The following is a 24,745-nucleotide window of genomic DNA, read 5'->3' as shown; positions in this document are numbered from 1 at the left end:
GTCTCCTGATGGCTTCGAACGGTGCCAGCAAGCTCCAGCTTCAATGTTTCAGCCACATCCCGGGAAGATGAAACTTTGATAACAATCGACAGGTGATCTCCGCCCTTGAGGGGGGAGATGTCGCCGAAGGCGACAGAAGGGGGTCGCCTCGCTTGGAGCGCCGACCTCTGCGCAAGAGGCTGAGTCCGGTCGCACGGACCCCCTCTGGCCGCTTCGCGGCCATCTCCCCCCTGAGGGGGGAGATTAGTACCGCGCCTTACGCCGCTTGCGGCTCCGGATCGAAAGCCGGCCTGCTCGTATTGATCAGCAGCGACAGACACGCAGCCACGATCGCCGTCATGCCGGCGATCAGGAAAGCCAGTTCGTAATTGCCCTGCAATTCGCGCATGGTGCCGCCGAAGGCGGCGGCGGTGGCGGCGCCGACTTGGTGGCCGGCTACGATCCAGCCGAACACGATCGGGCCGCTGCGGTCACCGAAGGCCTCGTTGGCGAGCCTGAGCGTCGGCGGCACGGTGGCGATCCAGTCGAGACCGTAGAGCACCGCGAAGATGATCAGGCTGGTCGCCGAGAAGCCGGAATAGGGCAGATAGATCAGCGCCAGACCGCGAATGCCGTAGTAGACGCCGAGCAGCTTGCGCGGGTCGAAACGGTCGGTGAGCCAGCCCGAGAGCGTCGTCCCGATCAGGTCGAAAATGCCCATAAGCGACAGCAGGCCCGCGGCCTGTACCTCGGGGATGCCCATATCGCCGCAGAAGGAGATCAGATGCGTGCCGACCAGCCCGTTGGTGGTGAAGCCGCAGATGAAGAAGGTGGCGAACAGATACCAGAAGACGCGGGTGCCGGCAGCGCGGCGCAGCGTGTTGAGCGTATGCGCCAGGAAATTGCCTTGCGATGCCGGCGATACCGGCGGCACGTCATCGGCCCCGGCGCCATAGCGCACCATGCCGATCGAAGCGGGACGCTCCGGAACCAACAGCCAGACCAGCGGCAGAAGACAGGCGGTGGCGATCGAGACGGCGGTAGCGACGGGCTGCCAGCCGCCCGACTGGGCGAGCGATGCCAGCAGCGGCAGGAACACCAAGAGGCCGGTGGCGCTGGAGGCCGACATCAGCCCCATCACCAAGCCGCGATTGGTCTTGAACCAGCGGTTGACGATGGTGGCGCCGAGCACGGTGGCGACCGCGCCGGAGCCGATGCCGGAAAACACGCCCCAGGTGAGGAACAGGTGCCATGGCTCGGTCATCAGCAGGCTGAGCGCGGTCGAGCCCGACATGATCACAAGCGAGGCAAGCAGCGTGCGGCGCAAGCCGATACGCTCCATCAATGCGGCGGCAAACGGCCCGGTCAGGCCGTAAAGGAAGATGCCGATCGCGGCGGCAATCGAAACCGTATCGCGCCCCCAGCCGAAGCTTTTATCCAACGGCAGCATCATCACCGAGGGTGCGGAACGAAGCCCGGCCGCGATCAACAGGCAGAGGAAGATGACGCCAACCACGACGAAAGCGTAGCGCTGGCCAAACGGACGGGATTGAGCTATCATGTTACTGACCGGTACGTTGCAGGGTGAGGACCTGTATACGTACCGATCGGTAACACGTCAATCGAGTCATACCATGCCAACGGACAAAAATTTTGAACTGACCATCAAGGACGGTCATGCAGTGGCACCGCCCAAGGCTGCCAAGAAAATCCTCGACGTGGCGTACGACCTGTTCTACCGCCGCGGCATCCGGGCGATCGGCGTCGACGAGATCGTCAAGCGCGCCGGCGTCACCAAGCCCAGCCTCTACCGCAGCTTTCCCTCCAAGGACGAGCTCGCCGCTTCCTATCTCAGGCAATATGACCGTGAGTATTGGGAGCGTTTCGACGAAGCCGTGGCTGCCCACCCCGGCGACCCGCGCGCACAGCTCAGGGCTTTCCTGACTCGCGTCGGCAAGCGCACGCAAAGGCCGGACTATCGCGGCTGCGGCATGACCAACGCGGCGGTGGAATATCCCGAACATGGCCATCCGGCGCGTGTCGTCAGCGAGGCCAACAAGCAGGAGCTGCGCCACCGCCTGCGCGCCATGGCCGCAGCGATGGGCGCTAAAGACCCTGACACGCTCGGCGACGGCCTGCTGCTGTTGATCGAAGGCGCCTATATCAGCGGCCAGCTCTTCGGCCTAGGCGGCCCGGCGCAATCGGTGGCCCGCAACGCCGACCTGCTGATCGAGGCGAGCTTGAAGAAATAACATTTCGAACGTTGGCGCCGCCCTCACCTAACGGCATCCTTTCCCGGAAATGGGGCGAGGAACGCTCTCATCACGATTTCGCCAATTGCCAGCGTTGCAAGGTTGTCGCCAGCGGCGCAGCCGGCCACTTTCTCCCGTTCAGGGGGAGAATTGCCCGGCAGGGCGATGTGGGCGGCGCCAACGTTGAGATTGGCACGCTAGGCCGGCCGCAAATTTGGCGATAGGCTGGGGCCAACCTCAAGGGAAAAGTCCGCATGCGAACCCTGCTGCTTGTTCCATTCGCCCTCGCCGCCCTCTGCCAGGCAGCCCATGCCGATGGCATATCCAGCGTCTACACCGACCTCGACTCGCAAAAGGATTGCGTGACCTATGCGCAGGCCGAGGAAGGCGATGGCGACTGGGCCGAACTCGCCTGCTCCGGCTATCGCGGCTATCCCGTGCTGATCGCCTATGACGATGACCGGGAATCGCTGTTCTACGGGTTTCCGCCCGGCGGCGACATGACGCCGGTCTGGGAGAGCTTTTCCGGCCTCAACTCGTCCGGCGCCAAGGTCGAGTGGCGCATCGACACCAAGGGCAACGTTGCCGTTCCCTTCGCCGTCATCCACCGCCGCTCGATCAGCAATCTCGAGGACGAGAACAAGCCGACCGAAGTGCTGCTGGTCGCCAAGGTTGCCCAGATGGAAGCCCGCGACGGCTGCACGATTGGCCTCGTGCTTGCCACCGGCAACCCGCAAGCCAACGACCAGGCGCGCAAACTGGCCGATGAAAAGGCTAGGACCTTCGCCTGCGGCAAGGACAAGCACACCGTCATCGGCAATGTGCCGGCGTTTGGGAGGGTGGATAATTAGGCAGGTGGGCGCGAGGCACCCCCCTCTGCCCTGCCGGGCATCTCCCCCTCAAGGGGGGAGATTGGCAGCCTCGCTGGCGGCGCTTTTTCTTTCAACGCTTAAAATTGACGAAAGCCGTTGCGACATCCGATCTCCCCCCTTGAGGGGGAGATGGCCGGCAGGCCAGAGGGGGGGTGCCTCGCGCTGGCGTTTGCCGCTTACTTGAACGAGTCGCAGGCCTCTCTCGGCGCTACTTTGCCGCCTTCGCCCGTGCGATCGCGTCGACGATCATCTTCTTGGCGTATTTGGAATCGTGCCAGCCTTCGATCTTGACCCATTTGCCGGGCTCGAGATCCTTGTAGTGCTCGAAGAAGTGCTGGACCTGGTCGCGGGTGATCTCGGGCAGCTGCGTGTATTCGGTGACGTTTTCGTAGCGCAGCGTCAGCTTCGGCGACGGCACGGCAATGACCTTCTCGTCCTGGCCGGCATTGTCTTCCATCACCAGCACGCCGATCGGCCGCACATTGATGACGCAGCCCGGCACCAGCGCGCGGGTGTTGCAGACCAGAACGTCAATCGGGTCGCCGTCGCCCGAGAGCGTGTGCGGCACGAAACCGTAATTGCCGGGGTAGCGCATCGAGGTGTGCAGGAAACGGTCGACGAACAGCGTGCCGGCCTCCTTGTCCATCTCGTACTTGATCGGCTCGCCGCCGATCGGCACCTCGATGATGACGTTGATGTCCTCGGGCGGGTTCTTTCCGATGGCAATGGCTTCGATTCGCATGGCTTAAATCCCTCTCTCGATGTCCAAGATCGATAGCGGGCGGCGCGGCATGGTGCAATGCGGCGATTGGTGCGAAGCGCTAACGGAAGCGCACGGTTTATGATGATTTGTAACCGAGGCCGGTCATTCCCAGACGAAGGCGACCTTCTTGAGCGCCCTCTGCTCGAAAATCTCGACGCCTTCGGCCACGTCACGGCCACCCGCGCCGGCATAGAAGGAAAGTGCGTTCTGGTTGTCTTCCAGCGCCCACACCACCATTCCCTTCAGCCCGTGGTCGGCAAGCCGCGCCCGCGCCGCCTTGAACAGCCGGCTGCCGAGCCCGATGCCTTGATATTCCGGACGCAGGTAAAGTTCGTAGATTTCGCCCTGTTGCTTCAGCTCGCGGGCGCGGTTCTTGCCGATCGTGGCATAGCCGGCGATGGTGCCGCCGATCTCGACCACCAGAACGGTGGCGGCGCGGCGGATGGCGTTGGCCCACCAGTCGGCGCCGCGGCGGTTGATCATCGAGGTCAGCGAGCGATGCGGGATGATGCCGGAATAGGCGCCCTCCCAAGCCTGCTGGTGCACGTCCGCAATGGCGCCAGCGTCGCGCGGTTCGGCTTTCCTGATGTCGATGCTCAGCGTATTCATGATTTGTTAACCATAAACCCGCATCGGCCATTTGCAAGAGTCGAGGTCAGCCCGCCGACCGCTTTCTCACAGCCGATCGCGACACTGCTGACAATGGGCAAAGCCTGCCTGGAAACGCACCCAGCCGGCGCGGTCAGGCGTCCGTCCGGGTAGCGCGTGCTGGCTTTTCAGATCTCGACGAGATGATCGTCCAGTTCATTGGCATCGCCCGACGTCACCGGGAAATGCTCGGCCAGCACCGCGCCGACCTGCCCGATCGCCTTGACGAAGCCGTCGGCGAGCCGGTCGTCACCGGCATGCTGCAGGAGATCGCGCACCACGCCGTCCCAGACATGCTGGCCGACCTTGCTGTCGATGCCCGAATCGGCGACCACTTCGGCATAACGCTCGGCGATCGACACGAAGACCAACACGCCGGTGCGCGCCGTGGTGCGGTGGACATTGCGGGCGAGGAACTGCCTGAGCGCATTGTGATGTGCCGCCTGATAACGCTGCCGGCGCGGCACCAGATGGATGCGCAAGCCCGGCAGCGCCCACAAAAGCACCAACACCGAGGCCAGTGCCAGCAGTTGGACAATGACGAAATGCGGCAGCCGGATCGACAGCCACCAGGCTTCCAGCCCATAAGCGACGGCGAGGCTGGCAATCAGCATGCCTGATGTCGCCATGAAGGCGGCGGGAAAGAAATAGCCGTCGCTGGCATGCGCAACGACGCAGTAGATCTCGCCGTCGGTTTTGGCCTCGGCCGCGCGGATCGCGGTGGCGATGCGCTCATGGTCCTGTGGGCTGATCGGTCGTGTTGCCATCTTCTCTCACCAGCTCCCTGAAGACCCGCCACCGCCAGACGAACCGCCGCCGCCTGAAAACCCGCCGCCGCTGCTTGAGCCCGAAGACCAGCTGCTGCCCGAACTTCCCGATGACCATCCGCTGCCCGACGACGAACTTGTTGTCCAGCTGCTGGAGCCCGAGGACGATCCGCTCGGCCCCTGGCCGTAGCGAAAGGTCATGCCCAGCCATTTATACACGCCCGGCGACAGCTTGGTGCCGAAGATCGGCGGCAGGAAGGCCATCGCCAGGCCGCCGAAGAACATCGCCGCCCACAGGATCAGGAAGACCGCGACGACGGGATCGATGGGCGTGCTGCGGTCGGCCGGGTTGCGCTTGCCGCGCGCCTCCAGCTCTTCCGGGTTGCCTTCCAGCACCATGACCATGTCGTCGACGGCCTTGGAAATGCCGCCGGAGAAATCACCGGCGCGGAACGCCGGCACCATGTCGTTTTCGATGATCAGTTTGGTGTGCAGGTCGGTCAGCGTGCCTTCCAGCCCGTAGCCGACCTCGATGCGCATCTTGTGGTCGTTCTTGGCCACCAGCAGAAGCACGCCGTTGTTTTCGCCGGCCTGGCCGAGTTTCCAAAAGCGGAACAGCCGGTTGGCGTAGGGTTCGATCTCCTCGCCGTCGAGGCTGTTGATCGTGGCGACGACGATCTGGTCGGAGCCTTTGGTCTCGAAATCCGCGAGCTTCTGCGTCAGTGCCGCCTTGGTCGCGGCGTCGATAATACCGGCATTGTCGACCACCCGCCCGGTGAGTGCCGGCAGGTCTGCCGCCAAGGCTACAAACAGCATGGTGAGCATCGTCAACAGGGCGATGCCGATCGTCGCGGCTGCGCGGCCAGGTCTTGGCGGATTGAAGACGCGTACTGTCATGCCGTCACCAGTTCCCCTCAACCACCATGACTGTCCTCAATCACCATGATCATGTCGTCGACCGCTTTGGAAATACCGCCGGAGAAATCCCCGGCGCGGAAGGCCGGCACCATGCCTTCAATGATCCGTGTGGCGTGCTGGTTGGTGAGCGTGGCTTCCAGCCCGTAGCCGACCTCGATGCGCATCTTGCGGTCGTTCACGGCCACCAGCAGAAGCACGCCGTTGTTCTTGGCCTTCTGGCCGAGCTTCCAAGCGTTGAACAGCCGGGTGGCGTAAGGCTCGATCTCCTCGCCGTCGAGGCTGGGAACCGTCGCGACGACGATCTGGTCGGAGCCTTTGGTCTCGAAATCGGCCAGTCTTTGGGTGAGCGCCGCCTCGGTCGCGGCATCGATGATGTCGGCATTGTCTACCACGCGTCCCGCGAGGGCGGGCAGCTCCGCTGCCAGCGCCGCGACGCTGACGAGCAAGACCAGCAAGGCAGCGCCGGTCATCGTGGCGAAGCGGCCATGCCAGGGATTGGCGATGCGTGTTGTCATCTCGTCACCAGCTTCCCGAGGAGCCGCCGCCGCCGGACGAACCGCCGCCGCCGGAAAAGCCGCCACCACCGCTTGAACCCGACGACCAGCCGCCCCCGCCCGAAGACCAGCCGCCGCTGGACGACCGCCGGCCCGGCTCGAATGTCATGCCGAGCCAGCGATAGCGGCCGGGACCGAGCTTTTTGCCAAAGATCGGCGGCAGGATGGAGGCGGCCATGCTGCCGAAGAACATGATTGCCCAGATGCTGATGAAGACGCCGAAGAACAGATTGTCGGTATTGATGGGCGGCTTCTGGTTGCGCTCGCCGCGCGCCTCCAATTCCTCCGGATTGCCTTCCAGCACCATCACCATGTCGTCGACGGCCTTCGAAATGCCCCGGGAGAAATCGCCGGCGCGGAACGCCGGCACCATGTCGTTTTCGATGATCAGCTTGGTGTGCAAATCGGTCAGCGTGCCTTCCAGCCCATAGCCGACCTCGATGCGCATCTTGCGGTCGTTCGGCGCCACCAGCAGCAGCACGCCGTTGTTTTCCTTGGCCTGGCCGAGCTTCCAGAAGCGGAACAGCCGGTTGGCGTAAGGCTCAATCTCCTCGCCGTCGAGGCTGGGGATGGTTGCGACGACGATCTGGTCGGAGCCTTTTGTCTCGAAGTCGGCGAGTTTCTGGGTGAGCGCGGCTTTGGTTCCCGCGTCGATAATGCCGGCGTTATCGACGACGCGGCCGGTCAGCGCGGGGAGGTCGGCGGCGAAGGCGGTGAGGGGCAGGAAGACGGCCAGAAAGGCGAGAAGAACACCAAGGTTGGCGTTCCTTCGCGTCCCCCTCTGTCCTGCCGGACATCTCCCCCTCGAGGGGGGAGATTGGCAATCTCGCTGCCGACGCTCAGCCGGCAACGCTGATAATTGGCGCAAGGACAGAAGACAGCTGATCTCCCCCCTTGAGGGGGAGATGTCCGGCAGGACAGAGGGGGGTGTGAAGGAACGCAAGGCTGGCAAAGGCCAAGCTCACCCAGACGTCATCACCCGCCCTGCTTCGTGCCGAAATCGACCTTCGGCGGCTGCATCTTGTCTTCTTCGACGGTGAAGTTGGCGAAGGGCTCGTTGCTGCGGAACCAGAAGGTTGCCCATAGCACCGACGGAAAGGTCCTCAGCGTCAGATTGTAATCCTTGACCGCCAGGATGTAGTCGCGCCGCGCCACGGCGATACGGTTCTCGGTGCCTTCGAGTTGCGCCTGCAGCGCCAGGAAATTCTGGTTGGCCTTGAGGTCGGGATAGGCCTCCGACACCGCGATCAGCCGCGACAGCGCGCTGGTCAGCCCTGATTGCGCATCCTGGAACTTCTTGAGCGCTTCGGGGTCCTTCAGCGTTTCCGGCGTCACCGTGATCTGCGTCGCCTTGGCGCGCGCTTCGACCACCGCATCGAGCGTGTCCTTTTCATGCGAGGCATAGCCCTTCACCGTCTCGACCAAATTGGGAATGAGGTCGGACCGACGCTGATACTGGTTCAGCACCTCGCTCCATGCCGCCTTGGCGTTTTCCTCCGCCGTCGGGATGGTGTTGAAGCCGCAGCCGGCGAGCAGAGGCAGCACGACGGCCATCATCAGCACGGCCGGCAGACTGCGGAAAGGGAAGGCAAGGCGCTGGGCAAACATGGTGAGGTCCCTCGACAGAAGTTGCATGCGAAGCATTAGCACAATCCGCGCTCAAGAAAATGTCTGCCGCTGGCGCGCATTCCTGGCGCGCATTCATGCGCCGGCGAGGCCCTGTGATTGATCGCGCGAACACGGTATGGTTGCCGGCAAACAGGACAGGATCATGGCGGAACGCCACGACGATGACAGCGAATCGCGCCGCATTATCGAGCGCGTGGCGAACGAGGGCGGCCTTGGCGGCGCATCGCTGGTGTCACGGGCAGCGAAAGGCGCGCGCGATCATGTTACCGCAGCGGAGGCCGACCGATCCGATCCGATCGAGGTCTGGGGCACCCGCATCGGTCGCGCACTTGGGCTCATCGTCGCCCTCGGCCTTTTGATCTGGCTCGTGTACTACGTCTCCCGGGGCAGCTAGAGCATGATCCTGAAAAGTGGGAACCGGTTTTCTCGGACAAGCGGGAACCGTTTTGTCCGGAGATCATGCTCGAACCAAAGAGATAGACCAGGATGACGATTCAGCGAAAAATTATCCGCATCTAGGATTTTCCATGAACAGCGAAAAAGCCGACGCGCCGCGCGCGGTCATCGTCATTTCCAGCCATGTCGCCCGCGGCTCGGTGGGCAACCGCGCCGCCGTGTTTGCGCTGGAGACGCTGGGCTTTCCGGTGTGGGCGGTACCGACGGTCATCCTGCCCTGGCATCCGGGCCATGGCCGCGCCACGCGCATCGTGCCGCCGCTCGACCAGTTCAAGGCGCTGATGGCCGATCTCGAGCGCGCGCCCTGGCTGGGCGAGGTGGGCGCGGTGCTGTCGGGCTATCTCGGCGAGGCCGGCCAGGCCGAGGCCGTCGCCTCGCTGGTTGCGGCAGTCAAGGCCAAGACGCCGGACGCGATCTATATATGCGATCCGGTGATGGGCGATTCCGGCGGGCTCTATGTGCCCGAGCCGACGGCCGCCGCGATGCGCGACCGGCTGATGCCGGTCGCCGACATCGCCACCCCCAACCGCTATGAGCTGGAATGGATGGCCGGCGCGCCTTTGCCCGATCTGAAATCGGTGATCTCGGCCGCCCTCCATGCCGGACCGTCAACAATGCTGGTGACGTCGGCACAGTCGATGATGACCGGCGGCACCGGCAATCTGCTGCTTGACGGCACCCAGGCGCTGCTGGCCGAACACCGCCTCATCGACAAGCCGCCGAATGGCCTCGGCGACCTGACTGCGGCCGTCTACCTCGCCCGCATCCTGTCGGGGCAGCCGCCGATCAAGGCGCTGCAATCGACCACCGCCGCCGTCTACGAAATCCTGGCGCGAACCGCCAAGCGTGGCGGCGACGAGTTGCAGCTTGAAACCGATGCCCAGAGCCTGTCGCATCCGATGGCGATGGTGCAGCTGCGCCACCTCACGCATCCGGGGCGGGACCGCCGGGCGTGACCTCGACCGTGGTAGTCGGCGTAGACGGCTGCAAGGCCGGCTGGATCGCCGTCCGCCGCGATCTGGATGCCGCGCCGTCAGTCCGCGTCTTTCCCAGCTTTGCGGCCCTGCTCGACGCCTTGCCCGCCGATGCGACAGTGGCCGTCGACATGCCGATCGGCCTGCCGGACGTCTCGCAAAGAGGCGGGCGCGGGCCGGAGACCTTGGTACGGCCAATGCTCGGAGCACGGCAATCCAGCGTCTTCTCTATCCCGTCCCGCGCGGCCCTCTACGCCGACATCAGCGACTTCACCACGGTCGAGGCCTGGTATGAGGCGCATCGGCGCGCCAGCGAGGTGGCCAGGGCGACCTCCGATCCGCCACGCGGCGTCTCGATCCAGGCCTTCGGCATCTTTGCCAAGATACGCGAGATCGACGCGCTGCTGATCGCACGTCCGCAACTGCGCCGCCGCGTCTTCGAATCGCACCCCGAAGTGGCCTTCTGCCGGCTGAACGGCGAAAAACCGATGACGCTGCCGAACAAGATCAAGGGCGCAGTCAATCCTGCCGGGATGGAAGAGCGCAAGGCACTGCTCTGCCGGCACGGCTATACCAGAGGTTTCCTTGACCAGCCGCCGCAACGCGGTGCTGCCGCCGACGATTTCCTCGACGCCGCAGCGATGATGCTGATTGCCGGACGCATTGCCGGCGGCGAGGCAAAGCCGTTTCCCGACCCGCCGCTTGCCGACCGTTTGGGCATTCCCCTGGCGATCTGGGCGTGAGGCAAACGGCGAGCCATGCGTGCGGCATGGCGATTTGCGACGAAGCCATCCGCAATTCGGCATTGCCCGCGACGGGCATTTGCCGTTAGAGCCTTTCTAACTTGAAATGAGCTGCCGTCGCTAACCCCGAAAGGCTTCATCCCTAGCCCATGCCCCATCTCCCCGAACATCTTTGGACCGGCTACCGCAATTTCATGAATGGCCGCTATCTCACCGAGAGCGGACGCTACCGCGAGCTCGCCCGCGAGGGGCAGGCGCCCGAAACCATGATCGTTGCCTGCTGCGATTCCCGCTCTGCCCCCGAGGCGATCTTCGACGCCGGTCCGGGCGAACTGTTCGTTCTGCGCAATGTCGGCAATCTGGTGCCGCCCTATGCACCGGACGGCGAGTTCCACTCGACCTCGGCCGCGCTCGAATTCGCCGTGCAGAGCCTGAAGGTGAAAAACATCGTGGTGATGGGCCATGGCCGCTGCGGCGGCATCCGCGCCGCGCTCGACACCAATTCGGCGCCGCTGTCGCCCGGCGACTTCATCGGCAAATGGATGAGCCTGATCGCGCCGGCGGCCGAAACCGTTTCGTCCAGCACGTTCATGACGACAACCGAACGGCAGACGGCGCTGGAGCGGATTTCCATCCGCTATTCGATCGCCAATCTCAGGACCTTCCCTTGCGTCTCCATCCTCGAAGGCAAGGGGCGGCTGTCGCTGCATGGCGCCTGGTTCGACATCTCGACAGGCGAGCTCTGGGTGATGAACAAGGACACTGGCGACTTCGAGCGGCCGGATTTGACGTAGACCCGTGATCCCGAAAAGTGGGAACCGGTTTTCGGATAAGGGCATGGTCAAATAAGAGGAGGGAAGAATGCGGGTTTGGCGTGCGATCGCTTTCGCCGTAGCGGCGCTGCTGATTTCGCTCGTCCCTGCCCGCTCCGATGACGGCGCCATTATCGACCGCTGGTATTCGGCGCTGCTGGTCGCCGATCGCACCGAATTGTCGGACCTGCTCGCCGACGATGTCCGCATCAAGCTCGACGATCTCGGCGTCGTGCAGTCGAAGCAGGAGTTCATCGCGTCGATCGACGAATGGAAGGGCGCGGTCGCCGGCGCCGCAATCCGGCATCGCGTCGAAAAGAGCGAGGCCGGCGTCACCACTGTCATCGCCTGCTATGATTTCCCCAACAATGACATGCTGATGCAGGAAACGTTCGCCGTCACCGGCAACCGCATCACCGCCAGTTCGCAAGCGGCGATCGCGGAAAATTGCGACGGCTTCTGACGCGGGCTTGAACGGCCGCGCTGTTGCGCCGCGCCAGTCATCGCCCTACATCGGTCAGCAAGCTCCGCCAATCATCGAAAGATCCCCCATGCCGTCCACGAAAACCGTCGATCTCGCCGCCCATCCGCTGACCAAATGGCAAGGGCCGCTCGGCCTGCCGGATTTTGCCAGCATCGGCGACGACGATTTCTCCTCGGTGTTCGACGCGGCGCTGAAGGCACATGAGGCCGAAATCGATGCGATCGCCGGCAACAAGGATGCGCCGACCATCGAGAATACGCTGGCAGCCCTCGAGCTCGCCGGTGAGCCGCTCGACCATGTCTCGTCGATCTTCTGGTGCCGGGCCGGCGCCCACACCAACGATGCGATCCAGGCGCTGGAGCGCGATATCTCGCCAAAAATGTCGAGGCATTTCTCGGCGATCTCGATGAACGAGAAATTGTTTGCCCGCGTCGACGATCTCTACCAGCGCCGTGAGACGCTCAAACTCGACGCCGAGACGCTGCGGGTGCTGGAGAAGACCTGGAAAGGCTTTGTGCGATCGGGCGCAAAACTCGACGCCGACGGCAAGAAGCGGCTGGCCAACATCAGCGAGGAGCTGTCCTCGCTCGGCACGACCTTCGGCCAGAACGTGCTGGCCGACGAGCGCGACTGGGCGCTTTTCCTCGACGAGGCTGATCTTGCGGGCCTGCCGGACTTCGTGAAGAGTTCGATGGCCGAAGCCGCCGAGACGCGCGGCCAGAAAGGCCGCTACGCAGTCACCTTGTCGCGCTCTATCTATGAGCCGTTCACGACCTTCTCCGAACGCCGCGACCTGCGCGAGAGCGCCTTCCGCGCTTTCACCATGCGCGGCCAGAATGGCGGCGCCAGCGACAACACCGCAGTGGTGCGCGACATGCTGAAACTGCGCGCCGAAAAGGCCAGGCTGCTAGGCTATGCCTCGTTCGCCGCGCTGAAACTCGACGACACCATGGCCAAGACGCCGAAGGCGGTGCACGACCTCCTCGACCCGGTCTGGGAGAAAGCGCTGGAGAAGGCCGCCGCCGACCAGAAGGAGCTGGAGCGGCTGGCGACCAAGGCAGGCAGCAACGAAAAATTCGCCGCCTGGGACTGGCGCTTCTACCAGGAGAAATTGCGCGCCGAAAAATTCGCCTTCGACGAGGCGGAACTGAAACCCTATCTGCAACTCGACCGCATCATCGACGCCTGCTTCGACGTCGCCACAAAACTGTTCGGCATCACTTTCGAGGAGAAGAAGGGCATCGCCGCCTGGCATCCCGACGCGCGCGTCTTCGTGGTGAAGAACGCCGATGGCAGCGAGCGCGGCCTGTTCCTCGCCGACTATTTCGCCCGGTCCTCGAAGCGCTCCGGCGCGTGGATGAGCGCGCTGAAGTCGGGCTACAAGCTTGGCGATGGCTCCAAGCCGGTGATCTACAATATCATGAACTTCGCCAAGCCGCCGGCCGGGGAAGCAGCGCTGTTGTCGGTCGATGAGGCCAAGACCCTGTTCCACGAGTTCGGCCATGCTTTGCACGGCATGCTGACCGACGTCACCTGGCCGTCGGTGGCGGGCACCTCGGTTTCCCGCGATTTCGTCGAACTGCCTTCGCAGCTCTACGAGCACTGGCTGACGGTGCCCGCAGTGCTGGAAAAGCATGCGCTGCATGTTAAGACCGGCAAGCCGATGCCGAAGTCGCTGCTCGACAAGATGCTGGCCGCCCGCACGTTCGGCGCCGGTTTCGCCACGGTCGAGTTCACAGCGTCGGCGCTGATCGACATGGCGTATCACGCGCGGCCGGATGCGCCGGCGGAACCGCTGCGTTTCGAAGCCGAAACGCTGGAAAAGCTTGATATGCCCGACACCATCGCCATGCGTCATCGCACCCCGCATTTCGGCCATATCTTCTCCGGCGACGGTTATTCAGCCGGCTACTATTCCTACATGTGGTCGGAAGTGCTCGACGCCGACGCCTTCGCCGCGTTCGAGGAGACCGGCGATCCCTTCAACCCGGCGCTGGCGGAACGGCTTCGGAAGAATATCTATGCCGCTGGCGGGTCGAAGGATCCGGAGGAGCTGTACACGGCGTTCCGCGGCAAGATGCCTTCGCCGGAAGCGATGATGGTGAAGCGGGGATTGCTATAGCGCCGCCTTATCTCCCCCCTCGAGGGGGAGATCACCAGCGCCAAGGATCCGCCACCCGTGGCCACACCGGCCGCGTCAGCTTCCTGTAATCCGTCACCGCCGGATTGCTCGGATACGAGCTCGGCGCCGAGACATAGATGATCTCCGCCGCGATCGGTTCAAAGCCGGCGTAGAAATGGTTGGTTGACTTGATCAGCAATATGTCCTTCGACAACGGATCGACACCGATGTTGGAGAAGACATCCGGCTCGAAGGTCTGCGTGCGGTTGGTGTTGAGGATGATGTCGATTTCGGTGCCTTCGAGCCGCACCAGCGCCGTTGGTCCGAGCGTCACCCGGCTCGGCCCGAAGCTCTGCCAGCCCTCGGGGACGGCTTTCAACACCTTGACGCGCGCATCGATCGGTTCGCCGGCCAGCGGCCCGGCCTTGCCGCCGAAGCGCAGGTCGATGACGGCGCCTTCGCCTGCCGCCTGGCAAAAGGTGACAGCGATCGGGTCCCAGATCGTCGCCACGCCAAAATTGTCCACGCCCTGTTCCAGCATGGCGCGCAGCACGACCGTACCGTCGCCGGCGACGCCACCGCCGGGATTGTCCCAAATGTCGGCAATCACAACCGGCTTGCCGGGATTTTCCTTGCGCACGGCCAGTGCCCGCGCGATGCCGTCCTCGGTGTTCAGCATCGTCATCGCCGTCCTTTCGCGGATGGCGTAAAGCTCGTGCCCTAGCCTCTCCGCCAGCGCATCGCCCTTGGCCTTGTCATTGTCAGTGACGACCAGGATGCGCGTGCCCATTTCCGGCACGTCCGCGGCCATGAAGCCATGGATGACCGAGACCGACAGCACGCCGTCCTTGCCGTGCAGCGCCTTGATGCGGTCGACGAAGGAGCGCATCGGCTCGCGGCTGGTCGGCAGCACCTGGATCATGCGGCAGTCGAACGTCGAGATCACCGGCTTGATCTCGTCGCGCGCCGCCGCCAATCCAAGCTCGACGACATGTTCGCCGCGCTCATAGAAGTCGGTGTGCGGGAATTCGAGGAAATAGGCCATGACATTGCATGCCGCGACGCGCTTTGGGGTCAGATGACTGTGCGGGTCGAGCTCGACCGCGATCACCACGTCGGGCCCGACGATTGCGCGAACCCGTTCCAGCAGATCGCCTTCGCAATCGTCATAGCCTTGCGCCACCATGGCGCCGTGCAGGCCGAGGATGACGGCGTCGACCGGCAAGGCTGCCTTCAACTGGCCGAGAATCTCGTCGCGCAACGACTCATAGGTCTGCCGCTGCACCAGCCCGCCCGGCTCCGCCCAGGTGGCGGTGCCTTCGATGACGGTCAGCCCTTCGGCAGTCGCACGCCGGCGCAGCGCGACCATCGGCGAGGAGCACAAGGTCGGCGTGTCTGGATGCTTGCCCGGCCCGGCATAGAACGCCATCTCGAACGACGCCCGGTCGGTCGGCACCGGCGAGAAGGTGTTGGTTTCGGTCGCCAGCGAGGCGGTGAAGATGCGCATGAAAGCTCCGTTGTGAATGGCGCCGTTATTTGACCGCCCCGAGCGCCAGCCCGCGGACGAGATAGCGCTGCAGCCAGATGAACAGGATTGCCACCGGCAGCGTCGCCAGCAGCGTCGCCGCCATTACATGGTGCCATTCGATCGTGTAGCGGCCGGCGACCAGCGAGAACACCTGGATCGGCAGCGTGTAACTTTCCTGGCTGCGCAGCATTGTGAGCGCAACGACGAACTCATTCCAGGCGTTGATGAAGGTGAAGATGGCGGTGACCGCGATTGCCGGCAGGCAAAGCGGCAGAAACACTTTTCGCAAGGTCAGCCAGCGGCCGGCGCCCTCCATCCACGCTGCTTCCTCGAGATCGCGCGGGATGGTGTCGAAATAACTCTGCAGCATCCACACGGTGAAGGCGACGTTGAAAGCCATGTAGATGACGCCGAGCGCCGTCGTCGATTCGATCAGGCCCCAGGCGGCCATCAGCCGGAACAGGCCAAGCACCAGCACGATCGGCGAGATCATCTGCGAGATCAGCAGGAACTGGCGGAAGGCGCCATACCCGGCAAAGCGAAACCGCGACATGGCATAGGCGGCCGGCACCGAGATCAGGATGGCGCCGACGGTGGCGATAACAGAGACATAGAGCGAATTGGCCAGCGCCTGGCCAAAGCCGGTCGCCACCCACATGTCGGCAAAATTCGACCAGTGGAATTCGCTTGGCCACCAGGTCGGCGACAGCACCTCCTGCCGCGGCTTGACCGCGGTCAAAAACATTACCGCGAAGGGGAAGATCGTCACCACGAGCAGCGGCGAAAGCAGCAGCCAGGCGATGATCGTACGCTTCAGCTTGGGCGTCATGTGCGCTGCTCCCGCATGGCAAGCCGCACATAGATCATGGTGAAGATCAAAAGGATGGCGAACATCAGCAGCGACACCGCCGATGCTTCACCCAGTTTGCCGATGCGGAAGGCCAGCTTGTAGAGATGGGTGACCAATATGTCGGTCGAGTTGGCCGGCCCGCCCTGCGTCATCACCCAGATGATCGGGAAGGAATTGAAGACGTAGATGGTGTTGAGCACGATGGCGATGTTGATGAACGGCTTCAGCAGCGGAAAGGTGATCTCGCGGAACTGCTGCAGCGGCGTCGCCCCCTCCAGGGCCGCCGCCTCGTAGAGGTCGTCGGGGATCGACGACAGGCCGCCGAGGAAGATGGTCGTGGTGAACGGCACCGTCACCAATATGCCAATCAGCACCTGCATCGGGAATGCCGTCTCGGCGCGCGCCAGCCACTGGATGTTTTCATGGATCAGGCCAAGCCCGATCAGCGCCGAGTTCAGCATCCCGCTTTCGCCGTTGAGCGCCCAGCGCCAGACCACCGCCGTCATCGTCAGCGACACCGCCCAGGGCAGCATGATGATGACGCGGGCAATGCCGCGGCCGTAGAAATCGGTGTTGAGGATCATCGCCACGGGGACGGACAACAGCAGCGCGCCGCCGACCACCAGCACGGTCCACAGGCCGGTGCGCCAGAGTGCCGCCAGGAAATCGGGATCGGCGAGGAAGGCGGAATAATTGGCGAAATCGTTGAAGTCGCGCAGCTGCCCAAAACGGCTGACATCATGCGTCGATATCTGGATCAGGTCCCAGACCGGCCAGAAGATGACGACCGCGGCCAGAAACAGGCTGGGCAAGGTCAATAAATAGGGCAGGTAACGATTTTGCATCGGCCGGATTCGTACCGTGTTGGACATAAGTGGCGCTGGCGCGCCAGCTCGGATCAATCTCGCATATCGGTCTAAGGCAGCGCTTCAGGGTTTGAATCTCCTGCGGACGTTTGCGCTGCCCCTCACCTGCCTGCCCATCCTCCGCAATGGTTGCGGAAGGGAACCCTTCCTCTCCCCCGTCGATCGGGGGAGAGGTGTCGAGCGAAGCTCGACGGAGTGGGGTCGACGGAGTGGATGTCGACCCTTGGGGCGCAAGGCGAGGTGATGTTTGCCCCTATTGCCCTTCCTATGTCCATCGCGGCGGTTGCCAGGTGGTTCCCCCACTCCGTCTCGGCTTCGCCGAGCCACCTCTCCCCCCTCCGGAGGGAGAGGAAAGTGTGGCGCGCCCCGATCTCTGGGGCGCGCCGGGCGCAGGGAGATACGCCCTATTTCTTGATCACGGCGTTGGCCTTGGCAGCCGCTTCCTTCAAGCCTGCCTCGGGGTCGCCGCCGAGATAGATCTTCTGCATGGCATCCGAGGTGATCTGGGCGACTTCTTCCCAGCCGGGGATGACCGGTGCAAAGCGGGCGTCGGGCAGCAGCGCGGTGAACGCTGCCAGATCGGCATTGTTGACGTAATAGTCCATCTTGGCCTCTTCCTTGTTCACCGGCAGGAAGCCTTCCCCTTGCGTGAACTTGGCGCGCTGTTCGGTGGTGAACAGGAAGTCGAGCAGCTTCCAGGCCTCATCCTTGTTCTTGGAATTCTTGAACATGATGATGGAATCGGTGACGCCGTACGTGCCCCGCGCGCCGGTCGGTCCGGCGGGGATAGCGGCCACGCCATATTTCAGGTTCGGCGCCTCGTCCTTGATCTGGTTGGACAGGAAGGGCGCGGTGATCATCATGCCGACCTTGCCCTGCTTGAACAGGTTCTGGACGTCCTCGCGGTTGTTGGAGGTGACGCCGGGTTCCGTCAGGCCTTCGTCGATCATCGACTTGTAGAGCTTGGCGGCTTCGAGCGCGCCCGGCGTGCCGAGGCCCGACGTGCCATCCTTGTTGAGAATCTCGGTGCCTTGCGACCACATCGCATAATAATAATAGACGTCGGTCTCGATCTCCTTGCCCTGCAGGCCGAAGCCGAACGTGCCGGTGCCCAGTGCCTTGATCTTGCGCGCATCCTCCTGCAACTCGGTCCAGGTTGCCGGCGGGTTGGCGATTCCGGCCTTCTCGAACAATTGCTTGTTGTAGTACATGGCGCGCGCCGAGGCCGCGATCGGCAGGCCATAGGTCTTGCCCTCCATGATCGACGGCGACAGGAAGGTGTCGATGAAGCGGTCCTTGAAGTCTGGCTTGATGTAGGCGTCGAGCGGCTCGGCGACATCCTGCTGGACGAAATCGATCAGCCAGCGGGTGCCGATGATCGACAGGTCGGCATTGGTACCGGCCGTGATGTCGGTGGTCAGCTTCTGCAGCAGCACGTCCCACGGCACAACTTCGAACTTGACGGTGATACCCGGGTTGGCTGCCTCGAATTCCTTTTTCACCGCTTCGAAATACGGGCCGGTCTTGGCGCTGTATTCGGCGACGGTTACGCGCACCTCGCCGGCATCTGCCTCCGCGGCCAGGGCGAGCAGGCTCATTCCGGCCATCAGGCCGACAGTCCATTTTGCAAGCTTCATTCGATCTCTCCCATTGATTGCGCCTGCGCTCTTGCGGCTTCCAGGCGGCCAAGGCTTTATGTGACTTTCCTACATTATCCATGATTTCACGCTGTGCAAGCGGATTATCCTGTTGCTTAATTACATTTCTTAAAATAGCGTTTTCCGATTATCGTAGATCCCAGGGAGGCGCGCAGCGTGGTTTCAAAGGCCGAATTCGCGGGCAAGACCGTGCTGGTGACCGGCGCCGGCGGCGGGCTCGGCTCGGCTATTGTGGCGCTGCTGGCCGAACGAGGCGCGCGCGTCGTCGGCTGCGACCAGTCGCAAGACCAGCTCGGCAGTCCGCATCTGGCGTCGGGCCACGTCTTCGACCTTCTCGACCGGATCTCCACCGATGCCGCGATCACGGCGATCCTCGGGAAAGTCGGCGTGCCCGACATCCTGATCAACAATGCCGGCTGGACGCGCGCCGAGACTCTTGCAGCGCTGACCCCCGACAAGATCACGCATGAGCTCGACCTCAATCTGACCGGGGTGATGCTGTTCGCCGATCCGCTGATCAAGGCAATGGCCGCGCGCGGTTCGGGCAGCGTCGTCTTCATCTCTTCCGTCAACGCCATCGCCCATTTCGGCAACCCGGCCTATGCCGCGGCCAAGGCCGGCATCAATGCCTATGCCAAAGCGATCGCTGTGGAACTCGGCCGCAGCGGGCTGCGCGCCAATGTCGTCTGCCCCGGCTCGATCCGCACTGCCGCCTGGGACCATCGCCTGGCCAAGAACCCGGATGTTCTCGGCAAGCTCAAGCGGCTCTATCCGCTCGGCCGCATCGTCGACGCCATGGAAGTGGCCGAAGCGGTGGCCTTTCTTGCCTCGGAGCGCGCATCGGGGATAACCGGCGCGGTGGTGCCGGTCGACGCCGGACTGACCGCCGGCTTCCTGCCCTTCATCGACGACATACTGGGAGCGTAGCCATGACCGACGTTGAGTTCCGCGACCTGTCGAAATCCTTCGGACGCCATAAGATTCTCGAAAACATCAGCCTCGACATCAAGAGCGGCGAATTCGTCGTGCTGGTCGGCCCTTCCGGCTGCGGCAAGTCGACCTTGCTGCGCATGCTGGCCGGGCTGGAGCCGATCACCTCAGGCGACCTCTTGATCGGCGGCGTGCGCGCCAACGCTTTGCCGCCACAGCAGCGCAATGTTGCGATGGTCTTTCAGTCCTATGCGCTGTTTCCGCATCTGAAAGCGGCCGACAACATCGGCTTCGGCCCAAAGATCCGCGGCGAAAGCCGCACGGCAATCGACGACAAGGTGAAAAAGGCCTCCGGCGTCCTCAACCTGTTCTCCTATCTCGACCGCTATCCCCGGGAGCTGTCGGGCGGCCAGCGCCAGCGCGTCGCCATGGGCCGCGCCATCGTGCGCGAACCCTCGGTGTTCCTGTTCGACGAGCCGCTCAGCAATCTCGACGCGCAACTGCGCGTGCAGATGCGCACCGAGATCAAGGCGCTGCACCAGCGGCTGAAATCGACCATCGTCTATGTCACCCACGACCAGATCGAGGCCATGACCATGGCCGACCGCATCGTGGTGATGGACCGCGGCAAGATCCAGCAGGTCGGCGCACCGCTGGAGCTCTACGACCGTCCCGCCAACAAATTCGTCGCCTCCTTCATCGGCTCGCCGTCGATGAGTTTTGTCTCCGGCGCCCTGAAGACGACGCCCGAGAAAAGCTGGTTCGAATCGGCCGGCGGAGGGCGACTGGCGCTCGGCAGCAAGACGGTGCCGGCTGGCAGCACGGTCGAGGCCGGCATACGGCCCGAACACTTCGTCATCGGCGAGGCTGTCGACGCGATGGCGATCAAGGTCGATGTCGTCGAGCCGACCGGCTCGGAAACCCATGTCTATGGCGCCATCGGCGCTGACACGGTGCGCGCCGTGTTCCGCGATCGGATACAGGTCAAGCCGGGTGAGATGCTGCCGGTCTCGGTCGCGCCTGCAAACATCCATCTGTTCGACACGGCGACAGGCCTGCCGCTATGAGAGCGCCGGCATGAAAACGAAAACACCACGATGAAGACGACAACCCAGAAATGAAAACGCCGGCCGACATCATCACGCGCCTGCAGCTGATGTCGCAGGACGGCACCAAATCGGACCGCCGCCTGGCCGGCCTCGTGCTGACCGATCTCGACTTCGCCTCCAAGGCGGCAATCTCGGAAATTGCCGCGCGCGTCGGCGTCAGCGAGCCGACGGTCACCCGTTTCTGCCGCAATCTCGGCTGCGAGGGTCTGCGCGATTTCAAATTCTACCTGGCGCAGGCGATCGCCATTGGCGGCCAGTATCTGTCGCCCGAACCGCTGAACCGCGACGCGCGCGAGCAGCGCATTGCGTCGGCCATCACCGAAGCGGCAATCGCCGCCATCCAGCGCGCCAGCGAAAACCTCGACATGAAGACGCTGGTGGGCGTGGCCGCGCGCATCGTCAGTTCGGGCAATGTGCTGTGCATCGGCTCCGGCGGCATTTCCTCGATGATGGCGACCGAGATGCAGAACCGGCTGTTTCGGCTGGGCGTGCCGGTGCTGGCGCAGATCGACGGGCAATTGCAGCGCATGTATGCCGCGGTCGCCACATCGGAGACGACGCTGATCGCGTTCTCGGTGTCCGGCTATGCGCGCTCGGTGATCGACGCCGTGCAGGTGGCCCAGCAATATGGCGCCAGCACCATCGCCGTAACCCCGCCGGAATCAGCGCTCGCCAAGGCCGCCGATACCGTTATCCAGTTCCAGTCGCTGGAAGACGGCAACATCTACAAGCCGACCTCGTCGCGCTATGCGCTGCTGTCGATCGTCGACATGATCGTCACCTCCGTGGCCGAAACGCGCGGACCCAGGGTTCTCGAAAACCTGCGCCGCATCAAGCAGAGCGTGAACACGCTGAAGGTCGACGATCCAAAGTTGCCGCTGGGGGATTGAGGATTATCCGGCGGCCAGTGCCTCGATGCTCTTCACCAGCGTCGATGGTTCGCCAACCACACGCACCGTCTTCAGCCGCGCCGTGCCGCCTGCAATGACCGACACGACCGATGCCGGAACGCCCAGCGCCTTGGCCACCAGCCGTTCCAGCGCCGCATTGGCCGCGCCATTCTCCGGCACGGCGCGCACGCGCGCCTTCAAATGGCTGCGCCCGTCGGCCGATTTTTCGGCGCCTCCGAGCCTGTCCACGGAAGACTTCGGCGTCAGCCGGATAAACAGGTCGATGCCGTCGGCGCGCAAGCGGAATGGCGCGTTCATGCCATCGTCGGGTTCACAGGACCAGCGGCGCTATCGTGGTGAGAATGAGCTGCCTGAGGAAGAACAGGAGCAGAAGCAGGATGATCGGCGAGATGTCGACGCCGCCAAGGTCGGGCATGAACCGACGGATTGGACGCAGCGCCGGCTCGGTCAGCCGGTAGAGCATGTTGCCGATGCTGCCGACGAACTGATTGCGCGAGTTGACGACGTTGAACGCATAGAGCCAGGAAAAGATCGCCGAGGCGATGATGACCCACCAGTACAGGTCCAGCGCCATGACGATTGTTTGAATGAGGGCGAGCATGCCGGTCTCCGATTGTTGCCGACATGTAGCCATTGAGCGCGAAACCGGCAAGGGCCGGTCGCCTACAAGCATCGGGCACAAGGGATTTCGGCAAAACCCCGCCTTGACAGGAAACCGCAGCCTTCGATAAATGCGCCATCCGCTGGACGGGGCTGTAGCTCAGCTGGGAGAGCGCGTCGTTCGCAATGACGAGGTCAGGAGTTCGATCCTCCTCAGCTCCACCAGCGGAATTTTCCTGCCTGTCGACACATCTAAGTTCCGAGACGTCTCGTCAAAGCCCCGCCTTCGCTGCGAGATAGGGCGCCAGGGCAAGCGAGTAGCTGGCGGTCAGATGATGACTGTCCCGCCAGACGATGATGTTGCCGACAACTGCCGGGCATAGTTGCGGCCCGCAAATGGCATCGAGCATATCGATGGCGCGCACATTTTTCTGTCCTTCCGCGGCCAGCGCCAACACGTTGCTCCGCTCAATATCGCTCAGTTTGGTGACGCATTTCGTTGGGGTCGAACTCAGGCATTCGCCCGGGTCGAATTTCATATAGGGCGTGTTGCGGATGGCAACGATTTGCGAGCCGGCGTCCGTCAGCCCGCCCCAGAGACTTCGCAGCCCCTCGATCATCACGTCTTGCTGAACCGCTCCGTAATTGGACTGGCTGGTGAAGATCAGATCCGGTTTCAGCTTTAGGATCTCGGCCAGCACCTTTTCGTGCCACTGCGCGCATAAGACGTTGGGTTTGCCATCCGCCGTGATGGCCACGCGGGTGAATGGGCAGGCGGATTTTGTAAAGGTAACCAGTTTGAAGTTGCGGTCCTTTGCGATCTTGTCCAGTGCCGGCACCCACTGGGCTGCATGAGAATCTCCCACCAGAACCATTGTTTTCGCACCCGTGGGATCGCCTAGAGAGCATCGTTTGGGCTCCGAGCTTTCCTCCTGGTGGCACTTCCTTGCATACACGACCGGCACGTCCCGCCTCAGCCGGGCCAGCGGCGGCAGAAGGTTCACACCGTCCGGGACCACGGCGCCGGAGACGAGAGCGGGCGGGCCCAGGGTAGGAAGGCGTGCCGATCAGCGCGGTGTCGATGCGTTCGGTCTTCAGAAAGAGCAGCAGGCTGCCGGATGCGGCCACGCATGTGAGAACCGCCGCGGTGCCGTATCCCAGCGGCTTCCACCAGGCGCCGCCCCGAGCTTGCCGGTAGCGCTGCTCAACATATCGATAGGACAGATCCGATAGAAGCAGGGTCGCCGCAATCAGGCCGAAACCGCCGGCAAGGGTCAGCGAATGACCCTGCGCCTGGGAGATGGTGATCAGCGGCCAATGCCATAGATAGACCGAGTAGGAGCGATCGCCGATGAAACGAAGTGGCAACGAATCGAGCCCACGAAACCGGCCGACTTCAACCTCGCCAGCCAGGATGACCAGCACTGTGGCCAAGGTCGGCAACAACGCACTGACGCCGGGAAATGGAGTTGCAGCGGAAAACAGCAAGGCGGACGCAACGATGCCCAGGATGCCGGCGATCGCCAGCCACTGTCTAGTGAGTGCCGCCAGTCGAAACTGGTGTTCGGTCAGCACCAGCAGACCACCCAGCGCCAATTCCCACAGGCGGGTATGGCTGACGAAATAGGCCTGGGCCGGATCCGTCGCCGTCAAAACGACAGAGGCAACAAGTGATGCCGCGAAAATGAGCGACAACGCCCCGATCAAGCAGGCCCTCAGCGGAAGGTCACGGCGGCGCGCCAGCCAGATCACGCCGATCATCACCAACGGCCAGGCGATGTAGAACTGCTCTTCGATGGAAAGCGACCAGTAGTGTTGCACCGGGCTCGGCAAGGTGTCGGCCTCGAGATAGCTGACCGCAATCGAGGCCAGCCGCCAGTTCTCGACATAAAGAGCGCTCGCCACGATCTGGTTGCCCATTTCCTCCCAGCGCGCCTTTGAGATGAAAAGCAGCGTGCCCAGCAATGCCACCAGCAGCACCAGGGTTGCTGCCGGCAACAACCGTCGCACCCGTCGCGAGTAGAATTCGATCAGTGAAATCCGGCCGCCGCGCAGCGCCATCTGCGCCAGCAGGCCCGTGATCAGATAGCCAGAGATGACGAAAAAGACGTCGACGCCGACATATCCGCCAGGCAGCACATCCGGCCATATGTGATAGACCACGACAAGCGCGACCGCCAAGCCGCGCAGCCCCTGTATTTCGGGTCGAAACCGACGGTTCTGATCGATTGTCACCGGATATCCCCAACAGTCTCAGCCGGCCTGGATCAACCGGCAGTCCGCGCCACGATCTTCATAAGGGCAGAGTGCCGTGAGGCAA

The 24,745-nt window shown here is 63.3% G+C and carries 25 protein-coding genes, 1 tRNA gene and 2 pseudogenes; 12 read left to right on the top strand and 16 right to left on the bottom strand.

Annotated elements, in window-relative coordinates; genetic code table 11:
* Nucleotides 1-256: 256 nt before the first annotated feature.
* Nucleotides 257-1,540: an MFS transporter gene (locus NKJ18_RS18490; RefSeq protein ID WP_023835196.1), complete on the bottom strand. Its 1,284-nt coding sequence runs from the start codon at nt 1,538-1,540 to the stop codon at nt 257-259.
* A gap of 73 nt (nt 1,541-1,613) precedes the next feature.
* Here NKJ18_RS18490 and NKJ18_RS18485 point away from each other — a divergent pair, with 73 nt between their 5' ends.
* Complete coding sequence (locus NKJ18_RS18485) at nt 1,614-2,231, top strand: TetR/AcrR family transcriptional regulator (RefSeq protein ID WP_023835195.1); 618 nt, start codon at nt 1,614-1,616, stop codon at nt 2,229-2,231.
* A 254-nt stretch (nt 2,232-2,485) separates the two neighbouring features.
* A complete protein-coding gene (locus NKJ18_RS18480; RefSeq protein WP_352759123.1) occupies nt 2,486-3,082 on the top strand; it encodes a hypothetical protein in 597 nt (198 codons plus the stop codon).
* 229 nt (nt 3,083-3,311) lie between these two features.
* Here NKJ18_RS18480 and ppa read toward each other — a convergent pair whose 3' ends face one another.
* The 7 genes and pseudogenes from ppa to NKJ18_RS18445 all read right to left on the bottom strand — a co-directional run bounded on the left by ppa (nt 3,312) and on the right by NKJ18_RS18445 (nt 8,361).
* A complete protein-coding gene (ppa, locus tag NKJ18_RS18475) occupies nt 3,312-3,845 on the bottom strand; it encodes an inorganic diphosphatase (protein WP_023668623.1) in 534 nt (177 codons plus the stop codon).
* Between the two features lie 123 nt (nt 3,846-3,968).
* On the bottom strand, nt 3,969-4,475 hold the full coding sequence (locus NKJ18_RS18470; protein WP_023668622.1) for a GNAT family N-acetyltransferase: 507 nt from the start codon (nt 4,473-4,475) through the stop codon (nt 3,969-3,971).
* A 167-nt stretch (nt 4,476-4,642) separates the two neighbouring features.
* On the bottom strand, nt 4,643-5,281 hold the full coding sequence (locus tag NKJ18_RS18465; RefSeq protein ID WP_023668621.1) for a TPM domain-containing protein: 639 nt from the start codon (nt 5,279-5,281) through the stop codon (nt 4,643-4,645).
* Nucleotides 5,282-5,287: 6 nt separating this feature from the next.
* Entirely contained in the window at nt 5,288-6,178 is an 891-nt protein-coding gene (locus NKJ18_RS18460; RefSeq protein WP_023681431.1) for a TPM domain-containing protein, read from the bottom strand.
* 35 nt (nt 6,179-6,213) lie between these two features.
* Nucleotides 6,214-6,669: pseudogene (locus tag NKJ18_RS18455) on the bottom strand (TPM domain-containing protein); the annotation flags it as partial.
* Nucleotides 6,670-6,718: 49 nt separating this feature from the next.
* The gene (locus NKJ18_RS18450) at nt 6,719-7,489 is read right to left on the bottom strand and encodes a TPM domain-containing protein (protein WP_352674410.1); all 771 of its coding nucleotides are present in this window, start codon (nt 7,487-7,489) and stop codon (nt 6,719-6,721) included.
* 239 nt (nt 7,490-7,728) lie between these two features.
* Nucleotides 7,729-8,361 carry a LemA family protein gene (locus NKJ18_RS18445; protein WP_023681434.1) on the bottom strand — a complete coding sequence of 211 codons (633 nt, stop codon included), beginning with the start codon at nt 8,359-8,361 and terminating at the stop codon, nt 7,729-7,731.
* Nucleotides 8,362-8,524: 163 nt separating this feature from the next.
* Here NKJ18_RS18445 and NKJ18_RS18440 point away from each other — a divergent pair, with 163 nt between their 5' ends.
* From NKJ18_RS18440 to NKJ18_RS18415, 6 genes are all read left to right on the top strand, one after another.
* Complete coding sequence (locus NKJ18_RS18440) at nt 8,525-8,776, top strand: hypothetical protein (protein ID WP_023693217.1); 252 nt, start codon at nt 8,525-8,527, stop codon at nt 8,774-8,776.
* Nucleotides 8,777-8,909: 133 nt separating this feature from the next.
* On the top strand, nt 8,910-9,794 hold the full coding sequence (pdxY, locus tag NKJ18_RS18435; protein WP_352445039.1) for a pyridoxal kinase PdxY: 885 nt from the start codon (nt 8,910-8,912) through the stop codon (nt 9,792-9,794).
* Nucleotides 9,791-10,555 carry a DUF429 domain-containing protein gene (locus NKJ18_RS18430; protein ID WP_352759118.1) on the top strand — a complete coding sequence of 255 codons (765 nt, stop codon included), beginning with the start codon at nt 9,791-9,793 and terminating at the stop codon, nt 10,553-10,555. The genes pdxY and NKJ18_RS18430 overlap by 4 nt, the downstream gene beginning before the upstream one ends.
* 149 nt (nt 10,556-10,704) lie before the next feature.
* Nucleotides 10,705-11,349, top strand: a complete 645-nt coding sequence (locus NKJ18_RS18425; RefSeq protein ID WP_023668613.1) for a carbonic anhydrase — start codon at nt 10,705-10,707, stop codon at nt 11,347-11,349.
* Nucleotides 11,350-11,416: 67 nt separating this feature from the next.
* Nucleotides 11,417-11,830, top strand: a complete 414-nt coding sequence (locus NKJ18_RS18420) for a hypothetical protein (RefSeq protein WP_023668612.1) — start codon at nt 11,417-11,419, stop codon at nt 11,828-11,830.
* A gap of 88 nt (nt 11,831-11,918) precedes the next feature.
* Nucleotides 11,919-13,973: a M3 family metallopeptidase gene (locus NKJ18_RS18415; protein WP_023688838.1), complete on the top strand. Its 2,055-nt coding sequence runs from the start codon at nt 11,919-11,921 to the stop codon at nt 13,971-13,973.
* 31 nt (nt 13,974-14,004) lie between these two features.
* Here NKJ18_RS18415 and NKJ18_RS18410 read toward each other — a convergent pair whose 3' ends face one another.
* The 4 genes from NKJ18_RS18410 to NKJ18_RS18395 all read right to left on the bottom strand — a co-directional run bounded on the left by NKJ18_RS18410 (nt 14,005) and on the right by NKJ18_RS18395 (nt 18,854).
* A complete protein-coding gene (locus tag NKJ18_RS18410) occupies nt 14,005-15,480 on the bottom strand; it encodes a M81 family metallopeptidase (protein WP_352759116.1) in 1,476 nt (491 codons plus the stop codon).
* Between the two features lie 25 nt (nt 15,481-15,505).
* Nucleotides 15,506-16,330, bottom strand: a complete 825-nt coding sequence (locus NKJ18_RS18405) for a carbohydrate ABC transporter permease (RefSeq protein WP_023668609.1) — start codon at nt 16,328-16,330, stop codon at nt 15,506-15,508.
* Nucleotides 16,327-17,196: a carbohydrate ABC transporter permease gene (locus tag NKJ18_RS18400; protein WP_023745368.1), complete on the bottom strand. Its 870-nt coding sequence runs from the start codon at nt 17,194-17,196 to the stop codon at nt 16,327-16,329. Before NKJ18_RS18400 ends, NKJ18_RS18405 begins: the two co-directional genes overlap by 4 nt.
* A 425-nt stretch (nt 17,197-17,621) precedes the next feature.
* Nucleotides 17,622-18,854 carry an ABC transporter substrate-binding protein gene (locus NKJ18_RS18395; protein WP_352759114.1) on the bottom strand — a complete coding sequence of 411 codons (1,233 nt, stop codon included), beginning with the start codon at nt 18,852-18,854 and terminating at the stop codon, nt 17,622-17,624.
* Between the two features lie 177 nt (nt 18,855-19,031).
* Between NKJ18_RS18395 and NKJ18_RS18390 the strand changes: the two genes are divergently transcribed.
* The 3 genes from NKJ18_RS18390 to NKJ18_RS18380 are packed head-to-tail and all read left to right on the top strand — an operon-like array spanning nt 19,032 to nt 21,804.
* Nucleotides 19,032-19,802, top strand: a complete 771-nt coding sequence (locus NKJ18_RS18390; protein ID WP_352759112.1) for an SDR family oxidoreductase — start codon at nt 19,032-19,034, stop codon at nt 19,800-19,802.
* A gap of 2 nt (nt 19,803-19,804) precedes the next feature.
* Complete coding sequence (locus NKJ18_RS18385) at nt 19,805-20,872, top strand: ABC transporter ATP-binding protein (protein WP_023668605.1); 1,068 nt, start codon at nt 19,805-19,807, stop codon at nt 20,870-20,872.
* Nucleotides 20,873-20,922: 50 nt separating this feature from the next.
* A complete protein-coding gene (locus NKJ18_RS18380) occupies nt 20,923-21,804 on the top strand; it encodes a MurR/RpiR family transcriptional regulator (protein WP_023668604.1) in 882 nt (293 codons plus the stop codon).
* A 3-nt stretch (nt 21,805-21,807) separates the two neighbouring features.
* On the opposite strand, the gene NKJ18_RS18375 is transcribed toward NKJ18_RS18380, so the two are convergent.
* Together NKJ18_RS18375 and NKJ18_RS18370 are read right to left on the bottom strand one after the other, a co-directional pair.
* Entirely contained in the window at nt 21,808-22,122 is a 315-nt protein-coding gene (locus NKJ18_RS18375; protein WP_023668603.1) for a DUF167 family protein, read from the bottom strand.
* Between the two features lie 13 nt (nt 22,123-22,135).
* On the bottom strand, nt 22,136-22,426 hold the full coding sequence (locus tag NKJ18_RS18370; protein ID WP_023668602.1) for a YggT family protein: 291 nt from the start codon (nt 22,424-22,426) through the stop codon (nt 22,136-22,138).
* Nucleotides 22,427-22,574: 148 nt separating this feature from the next.
* Between NKJ18_RS18370 and NKJ18_RS18365 the strand changes: the two genes are divergently transcribed.
* A tRNA-Ala gene (locus tag NKJ18_RS18365) sits at nt 22,575-22,650 on the top strand.
* A gap of 47 nt (nt 22,651-22,697) precedes the next feature.
* Here NKJ18_RS18365 and NKJ18_RS18360 read toward each other — a convergent pair.
* Nucleotides 22,698-23,381: an SGNH hydrolase domain-containing protein gene (locus NKJ18_RS18360; RefSeq protein ID WP_352759237.1), complete on the bottom strand. Its 684-nt coding sequence runs from the start codon at nt 23,379-23,381 to the stop codon at nt 22,698-22,700.
* A 271-nt stretch (nt 23,382-23,652) separates the two neighbouring features.
* Nucleotides 23,653-24,660: pseudogene (locus NKJ18_RS18355) on the bottom strand (acyltransferase family protein); the annotation flags it as partial.
* Nucleotides 24,661-24,745 lie beyond the last annotated feature (85 nt).

Source organism: Mesorhizobium sp. M0217 (genome assembly GCF_040321955.1).
GTDB lineage: Bacteria > Pseudomonadota > Alphaproteobacteria > Rhizobiales > Rhizobiaceae > Mesorhizobium.
Note: the sequence above shows the minus strand (reverse complement) of the source record. Positions and strands in the feature narration are given on the sequence as shown.